Origin of the sequence: Roseibacillus ishigakijimensis (assembly GCF_016595415.1) — a bacterium.
Classification (GTDB): Bacteria; Verrucomicrobiota; Verrucomicrobiia; order Verrucomicrobiales; family Akkermansiaceae; genus Roseibacillus; species Roseibacillus ishigakijimensis.
On record NZ_JAENIO010000011.1, the window covers coordinates 1 to 23936 of the forward strand.

Genomic DNA, 23936 nt, shown 5'->3' on the forward strand with positions numbered 1-23936 from the left:
TTGCCCCCTCTCGTCAAACCGGTCCGCGACCCCTCAAAGGTCTCGCCACCGTCCCCAAGCCCGAGCGCCTCTACAACTTCCGCCAACTGGGAAAAGATGTCCTTGGCTAAGCCGTGAAACAGGCCCGAATCTTGTCAGGAAGCGGAAAAATCCGACTTTCCACCGGTTTTTTGAACAAGTTTGAGTTGGCTGATTACGATCCCAGGGTTGGCCGATTTACACATGTCGTAAAGAGTGAGAGCAGCAACGGAGGCTCCGGTGAGGGCTTCCATTTCGACCCCGGTTTTTCCGGTAGTTCTTGCCGTGCAGGTGATTTGCACCGTTTCTCTGTCCGAGATGTTGATTTCCACTTGTGAGGAATCCAGCGGCAGGGGGTGACAAAGTGGAATCAGCTGGGAGGTGAGCTTCGTGCCTTGGATGCCGGCTAAAATGGCAGTGTGCATGACCGGACCTTTCTTGTTTTTGAGTTCGCCATCTTCCATCTGGGCAACGAGCTCCGCTCCCAAGTTGACCAGACAGGTGGCCACCGCAGTGCGGGCGGTGATCGCTTTTTGGCTGACGTCGACCATGCGAGGTTGGTCGGATTCGGATAAATGGCTTAGGGAAGGGGTGTCGCTCATGGCGCGAAAAGTAAATCGTGTGGAATCACTGTCGAGGCCCCTTTTTTTTAAGGAGGGAGAACAAAGCTCCTCTTGGGAGAGATGCCTGTGCCGAAGAGTTCTGCTTTGGTTAGGTATGCGGACACTGGCGTTCTCTACGCTGTGTAGGCGCCACGGGATTCCCTTACGACAAGGTGAGGAGTGAGGCTGATGGCGCGAGCAGGTAACGAGGGTTCCACGAGCCGGTCCATCATGGCGCGGAAGGCGGAGATGGCTATCCGTTGACAGGGTTGATGAACGGTTGTGAGGGGGGGGGAGTGACCAGGCTGGCGAACCCCGTGTCGTCGAAGCCAACGACTCTGACGTTCTGGGGCACGGAAATGCCGAACTTTCCCAAAGTTTGAATGAGAATGGCGGCTGTGTGGTCGTTGCTGCAAACGATAGCATCAGGACGAAAAGACAGGACTTTGCTCGCAAAGGTCGCGTCACTGGTCTGGCCGAATTCTGCGCGCACGGAACATTGGTGGGAATGGTGCTGCTGGGAGCGGTGTCAATTCCACCTGCAACAGAATGCGCAGGGCTATATCACCAAATAGAGTCTGAGAATCCCCATTGCTGCCGAAATCAAAGCGATCTTCAATGGAGACTCTTAAGACCACGCCCAAGAGCGCCTGCGGGCCTTTGTGGAACGATGTCAGGGCGACTAGCCCAAGCTGGCCACCTGGGCCGAGGAGAATCTTCCCGCGGGTTTCACTGTCTTTGCTCTCTCGGAAGCCCACCGGCGCAAAATGCGCACCTCAAACAGCTGCGAGAACCTCAATACCCAGATCCAACGCCGCACCCGCGTCGTCGGTATTTTTCCAGTGAGGAGTCCCTTGAGCGACTCGTCACCGGGGTGCTCATCGAGATTTCCGGAAACTGGGAAGCAGGAAAAATCTCCCTCAAAAACGAACAAAGCTGATCCGAAGCTAACCCCAAAAACCAAATCAATTTCAACTTTCAGCAAAAGACCTTGACCAATTTTACAGAAGAAACGTTGCGCAGCCTTTTCGCGCGCTTGAGCGCTGTTCTTGTAGATAACTAGAGATTAGTCCAGAAATGAAAAATTGCCCTTGTTTCTGGACACGCAAAACCCGGAGTTGATAAGCTCCGGGTTTTGTGTTGTTCCTTTTGGAGGGGATGTGTTGGGAAGCTAGACTCTACGTCCTGAGACTGCGTGGATGATGAAGAGAATCAGAGCGATGACGCCTAGGATGTAAGCAGCGTTCATGGCGAAGCCAGCGACGCCGGACAGACCTAAAGCTGCGGCGATGAGAGCAATAACAAGGCAAATGATAGCATAGTGTAACATAATATAATTTTTGTTTGGGGTTGAAGGTTGGGAGGCTCGTTCGAAAGTCTATTGGGTCTTTTCTCCTTTTTCATCGGAGAGTTCGTCGGTGAGGGCTTGCAGCTTGGCATGGATGGTTTTGCGGAAGCTTTCCACAGCGGCCATCTTGTCTTTATAGTTAAAATTACCGTCCTTCTCCAGTTGCTGGTAGACGAGCTTGACCTCTTTTTCTTGCAAGTCGGCGATCGTGCTGGTTAGGTATTCCAAGCTCTTCACATAGAGATCGGATTCCGCTTCAATGAGGTCTCTCGCATGGTTGGCGTTTCCTTCTGCGGTCTCTTGCTGCTCTTCGACAGCATCCTCCACTCGAGCGAGTTCCTCTCTCAGCTGGCGAAGTTTCTGCTCCTTCTGTTCGACTTCGCGGCGGAGGGCTTCCAGGCGCTGCTCGGACTTCAGGGTGTCTTTAGCGTCATCGGTGACGGTATACCCGACCTTGTCCTGAGTGCTCGCCACTGACTTGGCTGTAGCTGGCCCGCGGGTCGTTTCTTCACCATTTGATTCTACTTTCTTTTGAGCTTCGGCACTGAGGGGAAGCCCAATGAGAAATCCGGCAGTGTAGAGATAGTTTTGGAGTTTCATAAGGCATCTCCCCATTTGCAGGAGGTTTGCCAATTATGGGGTGATGTCTCCAACTGTCTCTCCGCCAACGCTCAAATAATGAGTGCTGTTCGCTAGCTGCTCAATGGACCGAGCAAAGGAGGCCTTTTGCAGGAAAAGTTCGTGCAATTTGCGGGGCGGCATGGTGCAGATTCCGCCTTCCTTGCACAAAGCACCTCAAGCCGTCGCCTTTTTGATGGATTTGGGTGAGGCCATCGGCTTGCGATTGAGGGTGAGCAGGGCTTCGGCGAGGAGGAAAAGGAGCATGGCGAGGAGAAAGGGTCGCCAGAATTCCTGCAACAGGCTTTGGTTCCCTTCACTCTTTTGTTCAAAGAGACTGACTGGGGCCTCGGGGAGGAGGGATTCGCCAATCTCTTCGGGGGTCAGTTGCTCAATACGTAATTCGCTTTCGGGCACATTGAGGGCCAGCAGAGTTCCCTCGCCATCAGTGAGTCGATAGATACCAGCAGAATCAGGATAGGGAGCGCCTTCCAGCGCGGAATTGACCACGGTGGCATTGTTCGCAGGCGCTTGTCCGGCCGGGCGATTGTTATCGTCCAGCCTGCTGGCTCCCCGTTCGAGCAAGCGCTGGGTCAAGACCAGATGGAGGGCGGTGCGTTCAAGGTCCGACCAAGTGTAATCAGGAAGGGTCGTTAAAAGGTGGGCGGTTCCTTGGCCGAGAATACGCCGGGCCAGGAGGGGGCTGCCATCGTCCCAGGTGGCCAAAGGGATAGCCTCGCTGGCTGGGGAAAGAGGTTGGCGTTTGATGGCGCGGAGTTGTCCCAAGGGGAGGGGGGTACCGTCGTCACCATCGCGAAACGGTCCCTCGTCGCGCCGCCAGTTTTCCCCTGCAATGAAGAATTTGCCTGCTGGGGCAGACTCCACGGGCTCCCAAGCGAAGGTGGCAAAAGTTGCTTCGGGATCACTCTCATTTGGGAGAAAAAGGACTTGTCCACCACTCTCCAGATAGCTGCGCACGAGGACGGCTGCGGTGTCCGTGGGTAGGGGAGCGGCCCAGAGTAGAAGAGCGGTTTGCCGCAGGTCCAGAGCGGAAGGATCAGCACTCGGTCCGGAAAGCTCCAACTCCTGAACCTGAAAACTCGCGAGGCCTGGAGGGCTGACGGCCCGGAGCAAGGTGGCGCGGGCTTCTTCGGGCAGACTGCCATCATGGACCAAGGTGGTGAGGAGAGGCTGTTCTTCGCCATAGGTGAAGTAGACGTGGTTGTCCCGCAGGTTGGGGTCGGGGGGGAGAGAGACCCTCCCCCAGCCAGTAGCCTCGGCATTGGGCAAGGGGAGCGTGCGCCGGAAACGGATGCTTTGCCCTTCCAAAACCAAGGAGTCGGTGGTGGGGGCTCCATTCAGGTTCACGGTGATGGGCAGATTGAGGTTTCCTTCCGATTTGTCGCGGGTCAGCTCCAGTTCGAGGGTCAGTTCGGTCTCGCTGCGGCGAACGGAGAGGAGGCGGAGGCTGTGATTTTCGCGGGGTGTTTCCGGCAAGGATAATACTCGCAAGGAAGTGGGGAAAGGCAGATCCCGGAGGGTTTGGGCGAAGGCCGGCCAGCGCGAGTCGTCGGTGCGCCAATTGGCTAGCTGCATGTCGGTGGCCAGCCAGATTTCGGTTCGGCCTGGCTGGGCTTCGCGTAAATAATCGAGAGTCGTTGCCAGCAGGCTGGGAATGTCGCTCGCGGTATCGGTGGCCCGGGTGGTGGAGAGCTCGGGCAGGACTTCCGGCGAGGGCACTTCGGTCATTTCGCCGCTGGCGGAGTCAATCATCACGAGGCGAGCGGTTTCCAGTTCCTCCATGGCATCGGCCACTTGTTGCAGCACGAGTTCGCGCTTGCTCGGTTGGCCGTCCGCCTCCTTGCGCTCCATGGACGCCGAGCGATCGAGGATCAAAACGACGGTATCGACACTGGCCCCGAAGCCGAGAAAGCCGCCTAACAATGGTCGCGCGATGGCAAAGATGAGGGCCGCAATGGCGAGGGCCCGGCAGGTGAGGATGAGGATGTGCTTGAGCTTCTTCTTCCCCCGCGATTCCCGGGTCGCTTTTAGCAAAAAGTCCATCGCCGCCCACTTCACCGTGCGGTGGCGACGACGGTTGAGGAGGTGGATGATGATGGGCAGGGAGACCACAAGCAGTCCCCAGAGGAGGGCGGGTTGGAGGAAGGACATCTTTTTGGGAAAAACTAAAAACGAAAGACTTAAAAACGAAAGGGAGCTATTCGGGTGGGTGCTGGGCTTCGAGCTTTTTGAGGATGGCGCTCAGGATGCGCATGAGCTCATCGGCTTCCTGCTCGATGGTTCTCATTTCCTCAACAAGGGAGGTCGGCAAGGTTGTTTGGAGAAGGCGGGCCCAGTGTTTCGATTCTGCCGCTTCCTTGCGGGCAATTTTCATGCGGAAAAGTTTATCTCGGTGGGAGATGGAACTGTTGGCTTCGATATAGTTTGCTCCCACAGAACCAGATGAGCGAAGAATTTGTTCTGAATCAGCCCAGCAGACTGGAGGAAGGGTGTTGCGCGCGAGAATGCGACGAACCGAAACTGCGAACTCAAAGGTCCGCCCTTCCAGATCGTAGGGTCCTTTCTTTGATTCCGGCATTTAGTGTTTAAGTCTTTCGTTTTTAGTTTTTCGCAAGCGCTACTTCAACCGGTTCGTCAAAAAGTCGGAGAGCACCTCTTCATAGTCCTCATCGGTGACAATCTTGCGGTAATCTGCCTGCGCATCGTGGACCTTGGCCTCCACGGCAGTGAGGTAGTCGGCAAGCGCGGCCTGGTATTCGTCCGCGATGAGGTTGGGCTCGGCGACGAGGACGGAGTCGTCTTCCAAGTCGACAAAGCGGTGAGGCCGGTCGAAGGCAAAGTCGATCTCCTGACGGTCTAACAAGTGGAAGATGGCGATATCGTGCTTGCGGTAGCGGAGGTGCTGCAGGGCGTCGCCCAGTTCCTCGGGATCGCAGAAGAGGTCGGAGAGGATGACCACGAGGGCGCGTTGTTTGATTTTTTCCGCCACCGTGTGGAGGGCGTCCACGAGGCCGGTTTCGCCTTTGGGCTCGAGTTTGCCGAGGTTGTCAAAGATGTGCTGCAGCTGGGAGGCCGAGCGCGAAGGGGGGATTTCGAGGTGAATTTTTTCGTTACAGACCGAGAGCCCGGCGGCGTCCCCTTGCTTGACCAAGAGGTAAGCGAGAGAGGCGGCGAGGCGGCGGGCATACTGAATCTTGCTGTCGTGTTCTCCGCTGGCAAAATTCATCGAGCCCGAGGAGTCGACCACGAAGTAAGCGCGCAGGTTGGTGTCGGCCTCAAACTCTTTGATGTAAAAACGGTCCGAGCGCGCGAAGGCTTTCCAGTCGAGACGCCGGGTGTCGTCGCCGGGGACATACTTGCGATACTCGGCGAACTCCACCGAAGAACCGCGATGGGGAGAGCGGTGTTTGCCCGCCACGTTCCCGATCATGGCCTGCTTGGTTTCCAAGGGCAGGGCCGAGAGGCGGGCGAGGAGCTTATGATCGATGAAGTCGTGCATGAAAGGCGGGCGATTGGTTAGATGCTAGAAACGGACAGGAAGACCTTTGTTTGCGAGACATCGGTGATGAGGGTGTAGTGGCGGTTAGCTTCTTCGTCGGCCCCCGAATGAACGGTCCAAGCGGAGGGTGGGCTGAGGCTAGGTGCCTTTGGAAAAAGATTTTTCAAGGGTTCGGTTCTTATTGCGAATTTCAAGTCGTCTTGCCCTTGTCTACCGGGAGAACTGAGTTTCAGCTGGCGAATCAAACGCTGGGTTTCGGTTGCAGATGTTTCAAAATAGTAAAAATCGCCATAATCCGCTAACCCTCCTCCGTAAAAATAGGTTTGGATGTTTTGAGCTGTCTCCGGAAAATCAATTTTCGTCAGGTCTCTGAACCGTTTCGTTGGTGTTGGGTAGTCATTGACGGCCGCGGTCATTTGTAAGCAGAGGAAAGCTAGGGAAGGGAGCAGAACGATGGTGCGTCGTAGTCGTTGCCAATGATTGTGATGGTATACCCAAGCTGAAAGAAGCACCCAAGGGAGACAGAAGAAAGCCCAGAGGAAACCATAAGGAAAAATGGCATCGAAGATTCCCGCGAAGAGGCCCTGCCAAGGGTCCGTGTAGGTGGCTATGCCGTAAATGACGCTTCCCGTGAGCAGAATGAGATAGGAGTAGACGAGTAGAAGCCAAAGAGGGGGGCGAATCTTTTCTTGAGAATGCTCGCTAGCATTCGGAAACCCTTGAAGCGATTCCGTATGGTTCTGGAGAGCTGTGGGTTCTGGGTTCATACGTCGTTGGTGCGCCCCTTCAGGGCTCGGTTCTTCTTCTCTCCGGGAATCCCAGGGCGGTGCCCTGGGCTGATATAGGTCGCCCCCTTGGGGCTTATTTGTTCAGTTCACCCTGTAGGTCGCCCCCTTGGGGCTTAATCGTCCAGTTCCTCAAGAAGGCGCTTCACGATCTTCTGCGAAGTCATGCCTTGGGATTCGGCGGCGAAGTTGGGGATGACGCGGTGGGTGAGGACGGGGGTGGCGACCGCGAGGAGGTCTTCGCGCCGGACGAGATAGCTGCCGTGCAGGGCGGCGCGAGCTTTGGCGGCGATGACGAGGTTCTGGATGGCACGGGGGCCGGATCCCCAGCCGATGAGCTCGCTGATCCAGGCGGGGGCGTCCTCGCTGTTCGGGCGCGTGCGGCGGACGAGGGTGACGGCATCGTCGTAAATGTGATCGGGCACGGGCACGCGACGCACGAGCTTTTGGTAGGCTTGGATCTGCTCGCCGTTCATGAGCTTGGAGAGCTTTTCGGGGGCTTTGCCAGTGGTCTCGCGGGCGATGCGGCCTTCCTCCGCCGCGCTGGGGTAGTCCAGCTCGATGAGGAACATGAAGCGGTCCAGCTGGGCTTCGGGAAGGGGATAGGTGCCCTCCTGCTCGATGGGGTTCTGGGTCGCGAGGACGAAGAAGGGCTTGTCGAGCTGGTAGGTCTTGCCGAGGACGGTGACCTTTTTCTCCTGCATGGCCTCCAGCATGGCGGACTGGGTCTTGGCGGGGGCGCGGTTGATTTCGTCGGCCAGCACGATGTTGGCAAAGACGGGGCCTTTGATGAACTCGAATTCGCGTTTTCCGCCCACGCCGCTTTCCTGAATGATGTCCGTGCCGGTGATGTCGGCAGGCATCAGGTCGGGGGTAAATTGGATGCGCGAGAAGCTGAGGTCGAGGGTCTCGGCCACCGAGGAGACGAGCAAAGTCTTGGCCAGGCCCGGCACGCCCATGAGGAGGGAGTGACCGCCGCCAAAGAGAGAGATGGAGAGCTTCTCGATGACGTCTTCCTGGCCGATGATGACCTTGCCGAGCTCAGCCTTGAGCTTGCGGTAGGAGTCGCCCAGCTGATCAATGGCGGCGACATCGTCCTCGGGGAGGTCGCCCACCGGTTGGGGGCGGGCGGATTCGCTGGCGACGGGAGGCTCGGCAGGAGGGCTCTTGGGGCCTTCGCTTTTCTCAAATTCAGGAGCGGAATGATCGGACATTGGTTCTATCGGGTAGGCTAGGTCCTTCCCCCCGTTTGTCCAGCGTGGGTTGGGGTTGCTCTCATTTAGGCCTCTTCGGGTAAATTTTTTCCGAATCTGCTTTCTTCGCGGAGCAGAATTGATATTCTCTTTCTGTATTTGACTGAAATCATGACAGCAAAAATCTTTTCACTTCTCGCCCTTGGCTCCGTAGTTACTCATGGCCAAACTGTTCTCTCCAATAATTTCGAGATGGGAACGGAAGGATGGGGCACGGACGATCACTCGGTTTCTCAGAGCGCGGGGGTTTTGGTGGTTGCCGACAATGGGGGGGTAGGAGCTACCCGGGCTTTTTCGGATTTTGATTCTCCGGTCTCTTTGTTGGTTGGGCAACAGTTGCAATTCTCTGCCGAGGTCTTTTTCACTTCTTCGGGGGCCGGGGTTGCGCGTGCTCTCACTATCGGCTTGTCCAATGGGGAAGGAGCCACGGCTTACATCAATCGCATCAGCGCGGGAGCCGACCCTTATGAAGAAGGCCATTACACCCATGCGAGCTTTAATGGTGGAGCCAATAATCTTCTTGCTGGCGGCACTGCTCTGGGCACTGACTCCGGGGTGTCCAGTATCCGGACCAATACTTCGGCAGGAGATGGCTATTCCCATACTATTACCTTCACCCTCGCGCGGACTGGATTGACAGAGTTGGAGCTGACAACTACGGCCGAGATCGGGAACGGTTCCGTGCGCTCTTTCACTCATGCCGATGCTGCCGCCAGTGACTTTACGTTCAGCCGAGTGGACGTGGGGACTTTTGGAAACTCGGACTACGACTTCAATCTTGATGATGTGACTGTCTCCGTGATGCCCATTCCGGAGCCTTCCACCGCGCTGTTGGCTGCCGTCTGTTTTCCCGCGATTTTGCTGCGCCGTCGCAAATAAATTCACTAAGCTTCTGCGAGTGATGAAAAAGGGTTTTTTCAATCTCATTCTTCTCTTCCCGGCGATGACCGCTGCGGAGACGGTGCTCTTCGACGATTTCGAGTCCGATGCTGGCAACTGGGGCACCGATGATCATTCTGTTCTGCAAAGTGATGGTCTTCTGGTCGTTACTGACAATGGTGGGGCTGGAGCAACCCGGGCGTTTAGTGATTTCGATACTTCCGTCACTCTCGCGGTGGGAGAGCAAATCAAATTCTCGGCGGAGGTTTTCTTCACTTCTTCGGGCGCGAGTGTCAGCCGTGCCCTGACCATCGGGCTTTCCGACGGCGAGGGGAGCGCGGCCTATATCGGTCGGCTGAGTGCGGGGGGGATTGCCTACGGGGAAGGTCATTATATCGATATGCAGCTTGATGGCACGGCTCCGAATTTGATCTCGGATGCCGTGGTCCTGGAGGTCTTTGAGGATGTTCCCAGTATCCGGCTGAATAGCAGTCCCAACGATGGTTATTCCCATACCGTTAGTTTCACCTTGGCGCGCACCGGCGAGGGGGAGCTCCTGTTGACGACCTCCGGGGAGATCGGTGACGGCAGCTTTCGCACGTTTTCCTATCTCGATAATATCGCGGAAGATTTTACCTTTAGCCGGGTGGATATCGCTACTTTCGGGAACTCCAATTATGATTTCAACCTGGATGAAGTCACTGTGGAGTATGGGCCCATCCCTCTGGAGGCGACGATGGTGAGCAGCTTGCAATATGAGTCTGCCACCCAAAGGGTCACCCTGCGCTTTGCCGATACGGGGGAGACCACTTACACCGTAGAGAGCAGTGCGGACCTGGATTTTTCCTCGGGAGTCACAGACTATCCGCTGGATGGTTCAGAGGATGTGGAGAGTTATCCGGGTGAAATTGAGTTTCGCTTCACGGATGAATCCGCCTCTGGAGACAAGCACTTTTGGCGGGTGAGGTCCGATAGCTAGATCCCGGCTCGGTGCTGGGAGATGAGTTTATAAGAGATAGAGAGGCGATGAAGCGAAGACATTTCCTGGCTACGGCCGGGCTCAGTGCCGGGGCGGCGGGGGTGCGAGCGGCTGAGCCCAAGCAAGCTGAAGTTGGGGTCGGCCTCCGTCCCAATCGCCTCGGGGTTTCCTCTTATTCTTTCTGGGGTTTTCGGCGGGAGGAGCTGCGGGATCTTTCGGCCTGCCTCGACCATGCCGCTCGCATGGGCTTCGATGGCTTCGAAATTTTACAACGGCAGTTGCCTGATGTGGAAAACTCCACGTTGCAAAAACTCAAGCGGCAGGCTTTTCTCAACGGTCTCGATTTGATGGGGTATTCCACACACCAGGGATTCCTCTCTCCGGACAAGGACAAGCGGCAGGGAAATATCGATCACACCATCGCTTGTATTGAGCAGGCCAATGCCCTCGGCATCCCCACCATGCGGGTCAATTCCGGCACTTGGGGCACCTCGCGGGATTTCGACGACCTCATGGCCAAGCGGGGGGTGGAAGAGCCGCTCGCGGGCTATGACGAGGAGGATGCCTATGGCTGGGTCATCGCGGCCTACGAGGAGATTCTTCCCGTGGCTGAGAAGAACGGCGTGGTCTTGGGGCTGGAGAATCACTGGGGGCTTGGGGTGACTCCCGAGGGGGTGCTGCGGGTGGTGAACGCCATCGATTCGCCTTGGTTCAAGGTGACTCTGGACACCGGAAATTTTTTGCAGGATCCCTATGAACGCTTGGCGCAGCTAGCGGACGAAACCGTGCTCTTGCAGGCCAAGACCTATCAGGGGGGCGGGGTGTGGTATACCCTCGATCTGGACTACCCGCGTATTGCAGGAATCTTGAAGAAAGCGGGATTCCAAGGCTATGTGTCGCTGGAATTCGAGGGCAAGGCCGATCCTTTGCAGGCTATTCCCGAGAGTCTCGCCTTGTTGCGCGAGGCGTTTGGAGCTTGATCAAAAAAACGCGGAGACGGTCCTCCGCGTGTTCTTGAAACGTCGATTTGAGAAGTGGCGCTGCCGGGGTGGGCTTCACTCGCCGGCCATTTTCGCCGGGTCGAGGGCTTCGGCGAGTTGCTCGGCGGTGATGCCGAGTTCGTCGAGGCGTTCGGCGCAGAGCTCGCGCACCGTGCGGCCGGTTTCCACGCTTTCCTTGGCGATCTTGCTGGCGGGCTCGTAGCCGATGATGGGGGCGAGGCTGGTGACCATGGAGAGAGAGTTCTCGATGAGAGATTCGCAGCGCTCCTTGTTGGCCACGATGCCTTGCACGCATTTTTCGTCAAAGATGGTCGCGCCATTGGCGAGGAGGCGGATGGACTGCAGCACGGCATCAATCATCACAGGCATGAAGACATTGAGCTCGAAGTGGCCATTGGCCCCCGCCCAAGTGACGGTGTTGTGGTTGCCGAAGACGCGGGCCGCTACCATGGTGACCGCCTCCGACATCACGGGATTGACCTTGCCAGGCATGATGGAGGAGCCGGGCTGGGTGGACGGGAGGGAAATCTCGCCGATGGAGCAACGGGGACCGGAGCCGAGGAGGCGGATGTCGTTGGCGATTTTGTAAAGGCTGGTGGCGATGGTGTTGAGCTGGCCGTGGACTTCCACGAGGGCGTCCTTGGCAGCCTGGGCTTCGAAGTGGTCTTCCGCTTCCACGAAGTCGAGGCCGGTCTCCTCCGCGATGAGGGCGATGGCCCTTTTGGGAAAATCAGGGTGGCAGTTCAGCCCGGTGCCCACCGCCGTGCCGCCGAGAGGGAGCTCGAAGAGGGCATTGAGCGCCTTGTGCGCGCGGTCCAGGGAGCGCTCCACTTGTTTGGCAAAGCCGCCGAATTCCTGCCCGAGGCGCACCGGGGTGGCATCCATCAGGTGGGTGCGACCGATTTTGAGGACGTCGTGGAATTCGTGGGCTTTCTGCACCAGGGATTTGTGCAGGCCTTCGAGGGCCGGAATGAGGAGGTCCTTCAGCGCGGTGCCGGTGGCAATGTGCATCGCGGTGGGAAAGGTGTCGTTGGAGGACTGGCTCTGGTTGACGTGGTCGTTGGGATGCACGCCGCAATCGGGCGCAAGCTGCTTGGCGCGGTTGGCAATGACCTCGTTGGCATTCATGTTGGTCGAGGTGCCGGAACCGGTTTGGTAGGTGTCCACCGGGAAATGGGCGTCGTGCTGGCCTTCAAAGACCTCGCGGGCGGCCTTTTCGATAATGGCGGTCTTGGCGGAATCCACCACCCCCAGTTCTCCGTTGGTGCGGGCGGCGGCGAGCTTGATGAGCCCGTAGGCGTGAATCATGAGGGGATCGACGGGCCGGTGGGAGACGGGAAAGTTCAGGACGGCGCGCTGGGTGGAAGCTCCGTAGAGGGCCTCGGCGGGCACCGCCATCTCACCCATGGAATCGCGTTCAATACGTGTGTCGGACATGCCTTTAAGAGACCAGAGATCCGAGATCCGAGTCCAGACCGAAAGCGCGCGAATCGTGCCTTTGTCGGGCCGACCCATCGCGCGGCATGACTTCTTTTGCCAATTCCCTGCCGATTCTTGTCCTCCTGTTGGGGAGGTTTATTTGTTAACTCGGCAATCTCTACTGATTCCTTGTCTCTTGCGGCGGGTTTTTGATAGGAAATTAGAATAGCTGTATTGGCGGATTGCGCTAATTGCCGATCTCTCCAATACGGTAAAAACCATAAAAACACATGATTACCTTCAAGCAATTCCTGAGGCTGGGCGGAGGACTGGCCCTATTCGCAAACCCTTTATCGGCCCAGATCGATGCGGATTTGATCGGTTACTGGACCTTTGAGAATGATCTCCTCGATCAATCGGGAGCCCATGCGGCGGGGACTCACGATGGGGTAGAGGTGGGCACGGGTGCCCTTTCTTATGTGGCGGGCCCGGAGGAATCCTTTGGCCAAAGTGCGAGCTTCGACGGCACCGTTGGGATTCGCATCGCCAACACCCATATCAGCGAGACCAACTATCAGAACACCTTCGACGAGGCCCTCCTGGATGATGAGACTTCAGGCGAGCCGGTTCTCGACGCCTTCTCCATCTCCTTCTGGGCAAGGGGGTTTCCCGCGCGCTGGGCTCCCTGGGTTGCTAAGCGGGGCGAGGGGGCCGAAGGCTTTCAAGTCCGGCGGCACGATACCTCGCCCAATGCGACCTTCACCCTGCGATCGACCGCAGGCACCGACGATCCCAAGGGCTCGGTTGACGTCTCCCTCGACCAACCGCGCTGGATTCACTTCGTGGCGACCTATCGTGGTTGGGACGAGGAGAATGAGGGCTCTGGTTACCGGCGCCTTTACATCAATGGCGTGGAAGATGAAGCCGTCACGCTTCTTGATGACGCCTCCTTTCCCGGACCGGGTAATGCGGCCAACTATTGGCTGACTATCGGTGCGCGTCACAACAATGCTGACCCGAATGTTTTCCAAGCCTTCTTCACCGGAGAGATTGATGATGTCGCGATCTGGAACCGGGAACTCACTGCCGAGGAGGTTGTTCTGCTCAATAAGAAACCGCTCTCCCTCCTGCGGAGCGAAATCGATAGCGACGGCGATGGTCTCTCCGACGAAGAGGAAGGCCTCATCGGGACCAATCCCAACGAGGCTGATACTGATGGGGATGGCATTGACGACTTCGTTGAGCATGAGGCTGGCAAGGATCCTCTCAATGATGATGACTTCGATGGCGATGGCTTGAGCAATCTGCAGGAGAGCACGGGCTCCGCCAATCCCTGGACCGGGCCCGCCCTGGGCAGTTTGCCGGGGGACCCCACCGATCCGTTGCAAGTCGATAGTGATGGCGACAGCATTTCCGATGGCGAGGAAGTGGCGGCGGGAGAAGATGGCTTTGTGACCAATCCCAACAGCGATGACACCGATGGCGATGGCTTCACCGATAGCGAAGAGCTGACCTACGATCCTCCCAAAGACCCCACCGATGCCGCCTCTACTCCTCCGCTCTGGTTGAGCCAGCTCGTCGGCTACTGGTCTTTCGACAACCATCTCCAGGATGCCAGCTCTTCGGCGGGTCATGGCGAAATGCGGGGCCTGGAAGTGACTGCAAGCTATGCCACGGGACAATTTGGCCAAGCCATCGACCTCGACCGTGCCAACCAGCAGTATGTCGAGATCACCGGGGCCCCGGATGATACCTATGACAACCCCGGGGGCGACTTGAGCGTCTCCGCCTGGTTCAAGGTTGAGAACTTTGACCAAGGCTGGCAGGCTCTGATTTCGAAAGGGGAGGGCTCCAACTGGCGCATTGCCCGCTACTCGTCCTCCACGGGTATGGGCTACGCCGGGGGGCTGCCCGATGTGCCCACCTCGGCCGCCGCCGCCAATGCCTTTCCGGTGAATGACGGGGCCTGGCACCACGTGGCAGCCATCACCCGCGCGGAAGAATCCACGCAAATTTATCTTGATGGCCAGCTGGCGGGAGAATCCCTGGGCAATGCCGTTCTTGCGGAAAGCGCCTTGCCCCTGCTCATCGGGGGGAATCCCGGCACCCCCGAGGATGCGGCCGGCCCCTATCGGAGCTGGAATGGAATGATCGATGACGTGGCGGTCTGGAAGCGGGCCATCAGCGCCGAGCAAGTAGCCGCCATTTGGAACGAAGGAACGGGGAACTCCATCCAGAACCTCATCGACGGGGTCGTCGTTGAGCCCCCCGGCGGGGATCAGGTCTCGGTCGACTCCTTTGGCTTCACCGCTTCTGGCGATGCGGTGGAGGTCTCCGTTTCCCAGCTGGCGGTCGACAAGACCTACCAAATGATGAGAAGCGTCCTGCTCGATGGCAGCGACTGGCAGAATGTAGGCGAGCCCTTCACCGGGGGCACGACCCACACCTTCACCGATCCCGCTCCTCTGGGGGCCGGGGAAGGCGGGAAAGCCTTCTACGCCATCTTTGAGGTCGCCGCCGAGTAGGCCCTCACGAGAGAAGCGACTCACCCATCCCTGGGGCTGGTTTCACCTTTGGTGGAATCGGACCCCGGGGATTTTTTACTTTTGGCCTTGTTCTCGTGCGATGGCGGACAGAATCCCCGCACAGCCGTCAGCCATGATGTCGGCCACGAGGTCGAAGCCGTCCTGCCCGCCGTAGTAGGGATCGGGCACTTCGGCATTGGAAAAATTTTTACAGAAAGACATGAAGGGCTTCACCTTGGCCCGGTCGGCCTCACTGCGGGCGAGCCGCAGAATGTCCTTCCGATTGTCCTCATCCATGGCGAGGATGAGGTCAAAGTCATCGAAATCCTGCTTTGAAAACTGCCGCGCCGTCCCCGTCACCCGGATGCCCCGTTCCTCCAAGGTCGCGGTCATGCGCGGGTCCGGCCCCTTGCCAATGTGATAACCCGCCGTGCCCGCCGAATCGAGCGAGACATCGGTGATGTCATTCTCACGCAGGAGGTGGCGGAGGGTATTTTCCCCCGCAGGAGAGCGACAGATATTGCCGAGGCAAACGAAGAGGAGGCGGGTCATGGCCGTCAGTTAGGCGCGCGGAGGGGGAAAGATCAAGAATCTCCCGCACAAGACTCCAGGCTGGTGAGCATGGCTTCCAGGCGGGTGGCGTAGTCTTTGCCGGTGGTGTTGGCCTGCAGGCGGTCGGCCCAGAGGGGGAAGGCGAAGGGGGTGAGGCGTTCGGTCTCCTGCAAGTGGAGAGGCAGGTCTTGCAGGGTGAGGAGGACCGCTTGCAGGCGGGTGAATTCAAGCTGCTTTTCCAGAATTTCGCGCTGCGCTTGTGCCAAGAGCAAGTTGCCGGGGTCGTAGTTGCGAAAGACGTCGTAGAGCAGGGAGGCCGAGGTCTGCAGCTCGCGCCCAGTCTTGCGTTTGCCGGGGTATTGCGCGACCACCAGTCCGGCCACGCGGGCGATATCGCGGAACTGGCGGCGGGCGAGTTCGGTGGCGTTGAGGCAGGAGAGGAGGTCCTCGATGAGGTTGGTGATGGTGAAGAGGGGCCGCCAATCGGCAGCGGTGAAGGGGAGGGGACTGCCGCTGGCGAGGGCGCAGCCGTAGTCATTCTGGGTCGCTTCCACGGTCGCTCCCGTATCCCGGGTGATGCGCCAGGCGAGGAGGGCGCCGAGGCCTTCGTTGGCGGAGCGCCCGGCGAAGGTGTAGAGAAAGAGATGATGGGTGCGCTCTTTGGGGAGATAAGTGTGCTCAATGAGAAGACTGGTGTCGTCGGGAAGGCGGGACCATTGTCCCTGAATCTTCAGGAGGGGAGCCAGCGAGCGGGTCTCGGGCGTTTCCGCCGGGTCGCGATGGAGCCGATGGGCGATGGCGTGGGTGAGCTCGGTGGAGAGCGACATCTTGGCCCCGGTCCAGGTGGTGATCTGGCCTTGGTGCTTCTTGCGCGCCGCGCGCACGGTGGCGGTGTGGGCGTGGAGACGCACGAATTCCAGGCGACGTCCGGCGAAGACGAGCTGTTGCCCGGGTTTGAGCTTGGAGATGAAGCCTTCTTCCACGGTGCCGAGGAGCTTGCCATTGCCCATCTTGACGAGGACGTTTTGGTCGCTGGTGATGGTGCCGATGGAGAGGCGGTGGAGCTGAATCTTGCGCCGGTCGGTGACGGTGAGGCGGCCGTCGGGCAGGGCTTCCGCCTTCCGATAGCCGGGATAGGCTTTGAGGGCTTCGCCTCCATGGGTGATGAAGCCGAGGGCCCAGTTCCATTCTTCATCTGTTAGATTCTGATAGGCATAACTGCTCATCACCTCCCGGCGGAGATCTTCGGGCTGGGCGGGCTCGCTGATGAGGAGGGTGACGAGGTGCTGCACGAGGAGATCGAGGGGTTTGGGGAGCGGGGGACGAGATTCGCAATGGAGGTGCGGGCCGGGAGGGCTCGCCGGACCCTCCGAATCGATGGGGGATGGAGGCCTCGGCGAGGCGTCCCGACCGAGGTCCTGGATGGCATCGCGGGCGGCGGCGAATTCCAGCAACTCGAGCGCGTTGGTGGGCACGCAAAGGAGCTTGGAAGTCTGGCCCGGGGCATGGCCGGAACGTCCCGCGCGCTGGCGGAGACGGGCGATGCCCTTGGGCGAACCGACCTGCACCACCAGGTCGACGGGGGAGAAGTCCACCCCGAGGTCGAGGCTGGAGGTGCAGACGACACACTTGAGGCGGCCGGTGCGCAGGCCGTCTTCCACGTCCTCGCGGTCCTCCCGATCCAGCGAGCCGTGGTGCATGGCGAGGGTGTCTTCCCACTCCGGGCGGATTTTGCGTAATTCCTGGAACCAGATCTCGGTCTGGGAGCGGGTGTTGGTGAAGAGTAGGGTGGAATTGTGTTTGTCGACCTCGGTGGCCACCTGGCGCACGAGGCGGGTGCCGAGGTGGCCGGCCCAGGGAAAGCGGTCGATGTCCCGGGGGAGCAGGGTGGTGATGACGAGGGGTTTTTGTTCGTTGGAATGGATGAGGGTGGGGGAAGAGTCGTTTTCGCGGATGCCTCGGCGAGGCCTCCCTACCGGGGCGAGGACTTGGGCGGCTTCCTCGAGATTGCCGAGGGTGGCGGAGAGGCCCCAGGTGCGGAGAGTGGGGCTGAAGGCCCGCAAGCGGGCGAGGCAGAGCTCGGTCTGGGAGCCGCGTTTGCTGCCCAGCAGCTCGTGCCACTCGTCGCAGATGACGGCCTGAAGGTTTTCGAAATAGCTACGGGAGTCTTCATAGCTCAGGAGAAGGGAGAGGGACTCGGGGGTGGTGACGAGGGCGAAGGGGGGCTTTTCGCGGATCTTTTTTTTGCGGTAGCCGGAGGTGTCGCCGGTGCGGGCCTCCACGTTCAGATGGGGGGCGAGTTCGGCCACGGGTTCGCGCAGGGAGGCGAGGGTATCGGCGGCGAGGGCGCGCAGGGGGGTGAGCCAGAGCACGCGCAGTTGGCCGGGAGGGGTGGGGCTTTCCAGCTCGGCAGAGAGGGGGCCGAGGAAGGCGGCGAGGGTTTTCCCCAGTCCGGTGGGCGCGTGCACGAGGCCGCTTTCGCCCCGGGCAAAGGCTTCCCAAGTCTCTTCCTGGTAGCGGAAGGGAGTCCATTGCCGGGTGGCGAAGAAGGGCTGGAGCAGGGGGGACAAGCGGGCCTTCAATGAATCACCTCTGCGCCCCGCTGCACGGAATTTTCTTCATAAAAAAGCCCCGGAGTCCTTGCGAACTCCGGGGCCTTTGTGGATTGCCCGGGAAAGGGGGTTAGTTCGCGCTGATGGCGAGACGGGCAAAGAGTTTGTCAAACGCGCTGGTCGACAGCGTCAGCGTGATCAGCTGGCTCTCGGCGTCTTCCTCGCTGCCTTCACGGGTCGGCATCACGGTGTCGTCCCAAGTCACGAGGTTTTGGGAGACTTCGAGGCCTTCCGCGCCAGGGGGCACGATGTTCTGGCGGGGATAGCTGAAGGTCAGCTCGTCACCATCGGCGCTGAAGACGATGGGGCAGGCTTCCGCGGTCTCGGGATCGAGGCCGGTGAGCCACTCGAGGGCATTGCTGTTGCCATCGCCATCGGCATCATCCTCCGGGTCGCGTTGATTGAGCGGTGTGGCTTCGGTGAAGTTGTCAGCCGCCCAGCTCTCGTAGTTGAGAAGGAAGACTTCCACCGCGCCGATATCCACCGCGTTGCCAAGGAGACGGGCAAAGCCATCGCCCCGCTGGTCGTTCATGAGGGCCATGGCAGGGGCCACCGAACCGGCGTCAACGACCGGGCTGGTGGTTGCGGGCAGGTGGGTCGCGGTCGCGCCCCCATTGTCGGCCAAGGCTCCCAGCGCGGGGTCCACTCCGGTCACGCTGGCGGAATCGAGCCCGCTGGTGGCAGAGTTGTCTTCCACGAGATTGGTCGTCGATTGGGCAAAGGCTCCCACCACGTCCGGTCCATCATGGTCGGCGAAGAGGCTGTTGGCAGCATTCAGGTTGCCTGTGACGACATTGACCCCGCTGGCGCTGGGGGCCGAGTTGTTGGCGAGGGTGACGTGGAGGAAGGTCATTGCTCCTCCTTCGATTTGGGCTCCACCGCCGGCATTGCTGGCCATGTTGCCAGAGACCGTGGAGTTGGTCACCGTGGTCACGCCACTGCCTGCTTGGTTGAAAAGTCCGCCGCCATCGGGAGCGGAGTTTCCGTTGATGGTGGAATCGCTCACTTCCAGGGTGCCCGCTCCGGAGTTCCAGAGACCACCGCCTTCGTTGCCGGCCATATTGCCGCTGTAGGTGCTCATTGACGTGCTGACGCTGCCCGAGCCGCTGATGTGGATGGCTCCGCCGTTGCCGGGGGCTGCCATTCCTTCGGGGCCGGTTTCGTTGTCTGTCACCAGGCAGTTTGTGAGGGTGGATAGGGTGTCGCCGGTGACTTCGAGGGCTCCGCCCGCACGGTTGGAGATGTTTCCACTCAGGATGGAGCCGGTCACGGTGAGGGTGCCCATGGCGTCGTTCAGGATGCCGCCGCCGCTGCCGGATGCGCCGTCCGCGACGTTGTCGGTGATTTCACTGTCACTCACTTGCAGGGTGCCACCGGCATTGAAGAGGCCGCCTCCGCCCTGGTCGGCGGCCGCTCCACTGGCGATATTCATGGTCACTTCCACCTCCGAAATCGTCATCGTTCCGGTGCCGTTCCAGAGGGCGCCACCTTCCGCCGCCGCGAGGTTGCCGGAGTAAACGCCGCCGGTGATGGTGGCCATTCCGGGACCGCTGATGTGCATCGCTCCGCCGCTGCCGGGGGCAGCCATCGCAGGCTCAGCTCCCGCGTTGTTGGCGGTGAAGGTCGTGTTGGTGAGGGTCACCGATCCTACCGCATCGCGGGCGTTGTCCTCGATGCCACCACCGGCGCGATTGGCGCGGTTGTTTTGCAAAGTGGAGTTCGTCACGGTCAGGATGCCGCCGTTGTTGTTGAGGATGCCGCCGCCGCTGCCGGAGGTGCCGTCCGCGATGTTGCCGTCGAGCACCGAGCTGTTGCGCACCTCGATGGAGCCCGCTTCGTTGAAGAGACCGCCGCCGCCTTGGTCGGAGTCATTACCGCTGGCGATGTTGTTGGAAACGGTCACTCCGTCTACAATGAGGAGGCCGGTATTGATCCACAGGCCGCCGCCTTCCGCCGCCGCCACATTGGCATCGACCAGACCACCCATGACGGTGACGTTGCCGGGGCCGCTGACGTGGAGAGCACCGCCATTGCCGGGAGCGGCGGTGGCCGGGGCCACACCCGCGTTGTTCTCGGTTAGCGTGACTCCCTCCAGGAGGATGGCCACGCCTTCGGTGAGTCCCGATTGGTCCTCGATGCCTCCACCCGCGCGATTGGCCACATTGCCACGGAGGGTGGAGTTCCGCACAGTCACGGTGCCGCCGGAGACATTCAGGATGCCGCCTCCGCTACCCGCTGCGCCGGTGGCCAGATTGGCGGTGAGCATGGCCTCGTCTTTCACTTCGACAGTGCCGCCGTTGTTGAAAATGGCCCCGCCGCCGTCATGGAGTTCGGGGCCCTGGCCCTCGTTGCCGGAGAGAGTCGAGCCCGAAACGGTGAGGAGTCCGGAGCCGTTCCAGAGTCCGCCCCCTTCCTGGGCCGCCACGTTGTCCGCGATGGTGCCTCCAGTGAAGGTGGCGTTGCCCGCACCGGTGATGTGGAGGCCTCCGCCATTGCCGGGAGCCGCCGTTGCCGGAACCGCCCCCGCGTTGTTGCTGGAAAGTATAGTGTCGGTCACGGTCAGTTCTCCGTCCGCACCCGCATTGTCCTCGATGCCTCCGCCCGCGCGGTTGGCCACGTTGTTGGTGATGGTGGCCCCGGTGATGGTCACCTTGCCGCCGACATCGTTCAGGAGGCCGCCGCCACTGCCAGCAGATCCGTCCGCCACATTGGCATCGATGAGGGTCCCGGTCTGAATGTCGATGGTTCCCCCGGCATTGAAGACGCCGCCGCCCCCTTGATCCGCACCCGCGCCGCTGGCGGTATTACTGGTGATAGAGGGGCCCACGAGAGTCATCAACCCAGTGCCGTTCCAGAGGCCTCCGCCTTCTGCGGCTGCCACGTTGTTGGTGATGCTGCCGCCCGTGATGGTGAGGTCGCCGGGGCCGGTGACGTGAAGACCGCCGCCGCTGCCGGGATTGCCCGTAGCCGGGGCCGCGCCCGCGTTGTTTCCATCCAAAGTGACGTTGGTCAGGGTGAGGCCGAGGCCCGCGCCAGAGGCGTCCTCGATGCCGCCCCCCGCGCGATTGGCCTGGTTTTCTGAAAAGCTCGCGCCGGTGATGGTCACTGTGCCGCCGATGGTTTGGAGGCCGCCGCCGCTGCCAGAGGTTCCGTTCGCCATGTTGCGGGAGATGTCCACCGCTCCATCGGTGTCTTCAATGATGAGCTCGCCGCTGTTGTTGAAAATGCCGCCCCCGCCATCATCGGCCGCGTCGCCGCTGGCAATATTGTCGGTGATCACGAGGCCGCCGTTCAGGGTCATGGTCGAGTTGACTTGGTTCCAAAGTCCGCCGCCTTCGCGGGCCGCTTGGTTGAACTGCACCAGACCACCGGAGATGAGGGTCGTCGTGCTGCCCGAGATGTGAATGCCGCCACCGTTGCCGGGGGCCGCGCTGCCATCGGGTCCCGCAATGTTGCCATCGGCCACCTCCGGCCCTCCGAGGGTCACGTTGGTGAGAGTCAGCTCGCCGTCAATAGTCTCAATGGCTCCGCCCGCGCGGTTGGCCACGTTGGCTGCCAGGGTCGAGTTGGTGAGAAGCAAGGCTCCGTCCAGACTGAGAACTCCGCCTCCGCTGCCCGCCGCTCCATCGGCGATGTTGCCGCGAAGGGTGCTGTCCGCGAGGGTGAGGTCGCCCCCGTTGTTGAAGATGCCGCCGCCCCCGTCATTCGCTTCCGCGCCGCTGGCGACGTTGGCGGTGATGCTGGAGCCGCTCACCGTCATAAGCCCGGCACCGTTCCAGTAGGCTCCCCCTTCTTTAGCGGCCACGTTGCCCGTGGCAGAGCCCCCGATGATTTCGATGGAGCCCGTTCCGGTGATGTGGATGGCCCCGCCATTGCCGGGAGCCGCCGTGGCCGGGGCGACCCCGGCATTGTTGTTGGTGAAGACAACCTCATCCAGCGAGATATCGAAGCCTGCGCTGCCTCCTGACTGGTCTTCGATGGCTCCGCCCGCGCGGTTGGCGATGTTGCTGTCGAAGGTGGAACTCGCCACTGTGAGCTTGGCTCCGGCCGCATTGAAGATGGCCCCGCCGCTACCTGAGTCGGCGGTGGCGATGTTGCCGGTCAGGGTCGCCTCGCTCAGGGTGGCGACTCCCTGGTTGTAGAGCGCCCCGCCATTGGCCGCCTGGTTGTTGGAGAGGGTGACGTTGGTTAGCTCCAGCTCATCGCCCTCCGCGGTGAGAAGGGCCCCGCCGTTCTCCGGAGTGGACGCATTTTGTAAAGTGAGATTGGTCAGACTGACCAAGTCGCTGGTCCCGACTGACACGGTGGTGTCGGTGGCGATGAGCCGCACGGCCCCGCCGCCATCGAGGGTCACTTGCCCGAGTGCTCCCCCGGCCAGAGCCAGGGAGCCATCGATGGCCAGATCGTCGGTGATGGTGAGCTCGCTGCTCAGGGTGAAGACCGGCGGATCAATGACTGAGAGGAGGCCGAAGTTGAAGGAAATGGTATCCCCATCCGCTTCCCCGCTATCGGGCGCCCCCGCATTCTGGTTGGCGAGGGCGACCGCTTCCCGCAGGGACAGCCCGTCGCCATCCATGGATTCGGCACCCAGGGTGCCGCCATTGTAGGGCTCGTCAACGGCAGTATCGACGACGAAGTCTGTGGCGAAGGCCTGCGAAGTCAGTAGGCAGAGCGGGAGGGCCAGCCCAAGGGAGTAGGCGGGCGAGTGGGCCCGCAGCTGGAAGGGAGTGCTTCCGTAGAGGGAAGGTTTTCGGGAGGAAGTTGATTGTTTCATGGCAATTCACAAGGGGTTTGGGGAGCTCACTGAGCCACCCTTTCCAGCAACGCCTGCCGCCCGTTCTTGGATGCCATTTTTTGAGAAAAGTGTTCGCTTACTTTTCCGAAGAAGAGTTAATGGTTTTCTCTGAGGGTTTTGTGCACAAAAAAGGCTCCCGGAGACCAATCCGGGAGCCCAGTGGATTGCCTGCGGATGAGAAAACGTCGCCGTTCCCTCTTCCAACATTTTTAGCAACCGGATACTTGTCTCGCCTTTTTCAGAAATCAAACAATCTTCTCTGGAGAGGCCATTTTCCTGCTTTTTCTACAAATTGAGTGACGCTTTTTTCCAGAATCTTGTGCTCGTTCTCCTCCGCAAGGCACGTAAACTGGGCCTGATGATGAAAATGGGACTGATTCTCTTGTTCGTGGGGTGGACTGCCTGGCTTTCCGCTGAAGAGGAAGCCGTCGCCTGGACCTCTCTCTTTGATGGCGAGACCCTCGCCGGCTGGACCAAAGCCGATGGGAAAGAGGTGGCAGAGGGCCGCTGGCTGGCGGAAAAAGGTGTGCTCACCCGCCAATCCCTCCTGGCGGGCGATCTCTACAGTGCCAAGGAATATGGCGACTTCGAGTTCGCCTTCGAGTGGCGCATCAGCGAGGGCGGCAATTCGGGGGTGAAATACCGTGTTGCTCGCTTTGGCAAGGCCCTCCTCGGCCTGGAGTATCAGCTCCTCGATGATGACAAGCATCCCGATGGCAAGAACGGAGGCAACCGGCAGACCGCCGCACTCTATGATCTCAAGCCTGCCCGGGCCGACAAGCCATTGAAGCCAGTCGGCGAATGGAACCAATCCCGCATCATGGTCAAGGAGGGGGTGGTGCGGCATTTCCTCAACGGCGAGGAAGTGATGACGCTCGAGATTCCTTCAGCCGAGTGGAAAGAGCGCTTCCAGAAGAGCAAATATGCGAAGAACGCCGGCTTTGGGGTCAACGCGAAAGGCCGCCTGATGTTGCAAGACCATGGCGACCGGGTGTCCTTCCGCAAGCTGCAGATCCGCGAGTTTTAACCG

General features: G+C 60.0%; 19 protein-coding genes and 1 pseudogene. 6 read left to right on the top strand and 14 right to left on the bottom strand.

The features are described from left to right. Positions 1–134: 134 nt before the first annotated feature. The 3 genes and pseudogenes from moaC to JIN78_RS17950 form a co-directional block, all read right to left on the bottom strand. A complete protein-coding gene (moaC, locus tag JIN78_RS05970) occupies positions 135–620 on the bottom strand; it encodes a cyclic pyranopterin monophosphate synthase MoaC (RefSeq protein WP_200391038.1) in 486 nt (161 codons plus the stop codon). A gap of 134 nt (positions 621–754) precedes the next feature. After that, positions 755–892: pseudogene (locus tag JIN78_RS17945) on the bottom strand (GntR family transcriptional regulator); the annotation flags it as partial. Further along, entirely contained in the window at positions 874–1113 is a 240-nt protein-coding gene (locus tag JIN78_RS17950; RefSeq protein WP_377174010.1) for a substrate-binding domain-containing protein, read from the bottom strand. The gene JIN78_RS17950 and the pseudogene JIN78_RS17945, both read right to left, overlap by 19 nt. A 199-nt stretch (positions 1114–1312) precedes the next feature. On the opposite strand from JIN78_RS17950, the gene JIN78_RS17955 reads away from it, so the two are divergent. Then, positions 1313–1615 carry a transposase gene (locus JIN78_RS17955; protein ID WP_200391114.1) on the top strand — a complete coding sequence of 101 codons (303 nt, stop codon included), beginning with the start codon at positions 1313–1315 and terminating at the stop codon, positions 1613–1615. 176 nt (positions 1616–1791) lie between these two features. On the opposite strand, the gene JIN78_RS05985 is transcribed toward JIN78_RS17955, so the two are convergent. The 7 genes from JIN78_RS05985 to JIN78_RS06015 all read right to left on the bottom strand — a co-directional run bounded on the left by JIN78_RS05985 (position 1792) and on the right by JIN78_RS06015 (position 8105). Further along, on the bottom strand, positions 1792–1950 hold the full coding sequence (locus tag JIN78_RS05985; protein ID WP_200391040.1) for a DUF1328 domain-containing protein: 159 nt from the start codon (positions 1948–1950) through the stop codon (positions 1792–1794). Positions 1951–1998: 48 nt separating this feature from the next. Further along, positions 1999–2568, bottom strand: coding sequence for a hypothetical protein (locus JIN78_RS05990; protein ID WP_200391041.1), 570 nt, complete (start codon positions 2566–2568; stop codon positions 1999–2001). A gap of 195 nt (positions 2569–2763) precedes the next feature. Next, a complete protein-coding gene (locus tag JIN78_RS05995) occupies positions 2764–4758 on the bottom strand; it encodes a BatA domain-containing protein (protein ID WP_200391042.1) in 1995 nt (664 codons plus the stop codon). 46 nt (positions 4759–4804) lie between these two features. After that, positions 4805–5185, bottom strand: a complete 381-nt coding sequence (locus JIN78_RS06000) for a four helix bundle protein (RefSeq protein WP_200391043.1) — start codon at positions 5183–5185, stop codon at positions 4805–4807. Between the two features lie 39 nt (positions 5186–5224). Next, entirely contained in the window at positions 5225–6106 is an 882-nt protein-coding gene (locus tag JIN78_RS06005) for a DUF58 domain-containing protein (RefSeq protein WP_200391044.1), read from the bottom strand. 17 nt (positions 6107–6123) lie between these two features. Next, positions 6124–6873 (bottom strand): hypothetical protein, encoded by a 750-nt coding sequence (locus JIN78_RS06010; protein WP_200391045.1) that lies wholly within the window; start codon positions 6871–6873, stop codon positions 6124–6126. 134 nt (positions 6874–7007) lie between these two features. Further along, positions 7008–8105, bottom strand: a complete 1098-nt coding sequence (locus tag JIN78_RS06015; protein WP_200391046.1) for an AAA family ATPase — start codon at positions 8103–8105, stop codon at positions 7008–7010. A 150-nt stretch (positions 8106–8255) separates the two neighbouring features. On the opposite strand from JIN78_RS06015, the gene JIN78_RS06020 reads away from it, so the two are divergent. The 3 genes from JIN78_RS06020 to JIN78_RS06030 are packed head-to-tail and all read left to right on the top strand — an operon-like array spanning position 8256 to position 10982. Beyond that, entirely contained in the window at positions 8256–9023 is a 768-nt protein-coding gene (locus JIN78_RS06020) for a hypothetical protein (protein WP_200391047.1), read from the top strand. 22 nt (positions 9024–9045) lie between these two features. Further along, positions 9046–10002 carry a hypothetical protein gene (locus JIN78_RS06025; protein ID WP_200391048.1) on the top strand — a complete coding sequence of 319 codons (957 nt, stop codon included), beginning with the start codon at positions 9046–9048 and terminating at the stop codon, positions 10000–10002. Positions 10003–10049: 47 nt separating this feature from the next. Beyond that, positions 10050–10982 (top strand): sugar phosphate isomerase/epimerase family protein, encoded by a 933-nt coding sequence (locus tag JIN78_RS06030; RefSeq protein WP_200391049.1) that lies wholly within the window; start codon positions 10050–10052, stop codon positions 10980–10982. 75 nt (positions 10983–11057) lie between these two features. Here the strand turns inward: JIN78_RS06030 and JIN78_RS06035 are convergent, their stop codons facing one another. Next, positions 11058–12440: a class II fumarate hydratase gene (locus JIN78_RS06035; protein WP_200391050.1), complete on the bottom strand. Its 1383-nt coding sequence runs from the start codon at positions 12438–12440 to the stop codon at positions 11058–11060. A 272-nt stretch (positions 12441–12712) separates the two neighbouring features. On the opposite strand from JIN78_RS06035, the gene JIN78_RS06040 reads away from it, so the two are divergent. Beyond that, entirely contained in the window at positions 12713–14947 is a 2235-nt protein-coding gene (locus JIN78_RS06040) for a LamG domain-containing protein (protein ID WP_200391051.1), read from the top strand. 75 nt (positions 14948–15022) lie between these two features. Here the strand turns inward: JIN78_RS06040 and JIN78_RS06045 are convergent, their stop codons facing one another. From JIN78_RS06045 to JIN78_RS06055, 3 genes are all read right to left on the bottom strand, one after another. Then, positions 15023–15499 (bottom strand): low molecular weight protein-tyrosine-phosphatase, encoded by a 477-nt coding sequence (locus JIN78_RS06045; RefSeq protein WP_200391052.1) that lies wholly within the window; start codon positions 15497–15499, stop codon positions 15023–15025. 32 nt (positions 15500–15531) lie between these two features. After that, the gene (locus JIN78_RS06050; protein WP_200391053.1) at positions 15532–18069 is read right to left on the bottom strand and encodes a DEAD/DEAH box helicase; all 2538 of its coding nucleotides are present in this window, start codon (positions 18067–18069) and stop codon (positions 15532–15534) included. Between the two features lie 112 nt (positions 18070–18181). Then, complete coding sequence (locus JIN78_RS06055; RefSeq protein ID WP_200391054.1) at positions 18182–22885, bottom strand: beta strand repeat-containing protein; 4704 nt, start codon at positions 22883–22885, stop codon at positions 18182–18184. 313 nt (positions 22886–23198) lie between these two features. Here JIN78_RS06055 and JIN78_RS06060 point away from each other — a divergent pair, with 313 nt between their 5' ends. Beyond that, complete coding sequence (locus JIN78_RS06060) at positions 23199–23933, top strand: 3-keto-disaccharide hydrolase (RefSeq protein ID WP_200391055.1); 735 nt, start codon at positions 23199–23201, stop codon at positions 23931–23933. The last annotated feature ends 3 nt before the right edge of the window (positions 23934–23936 follow it).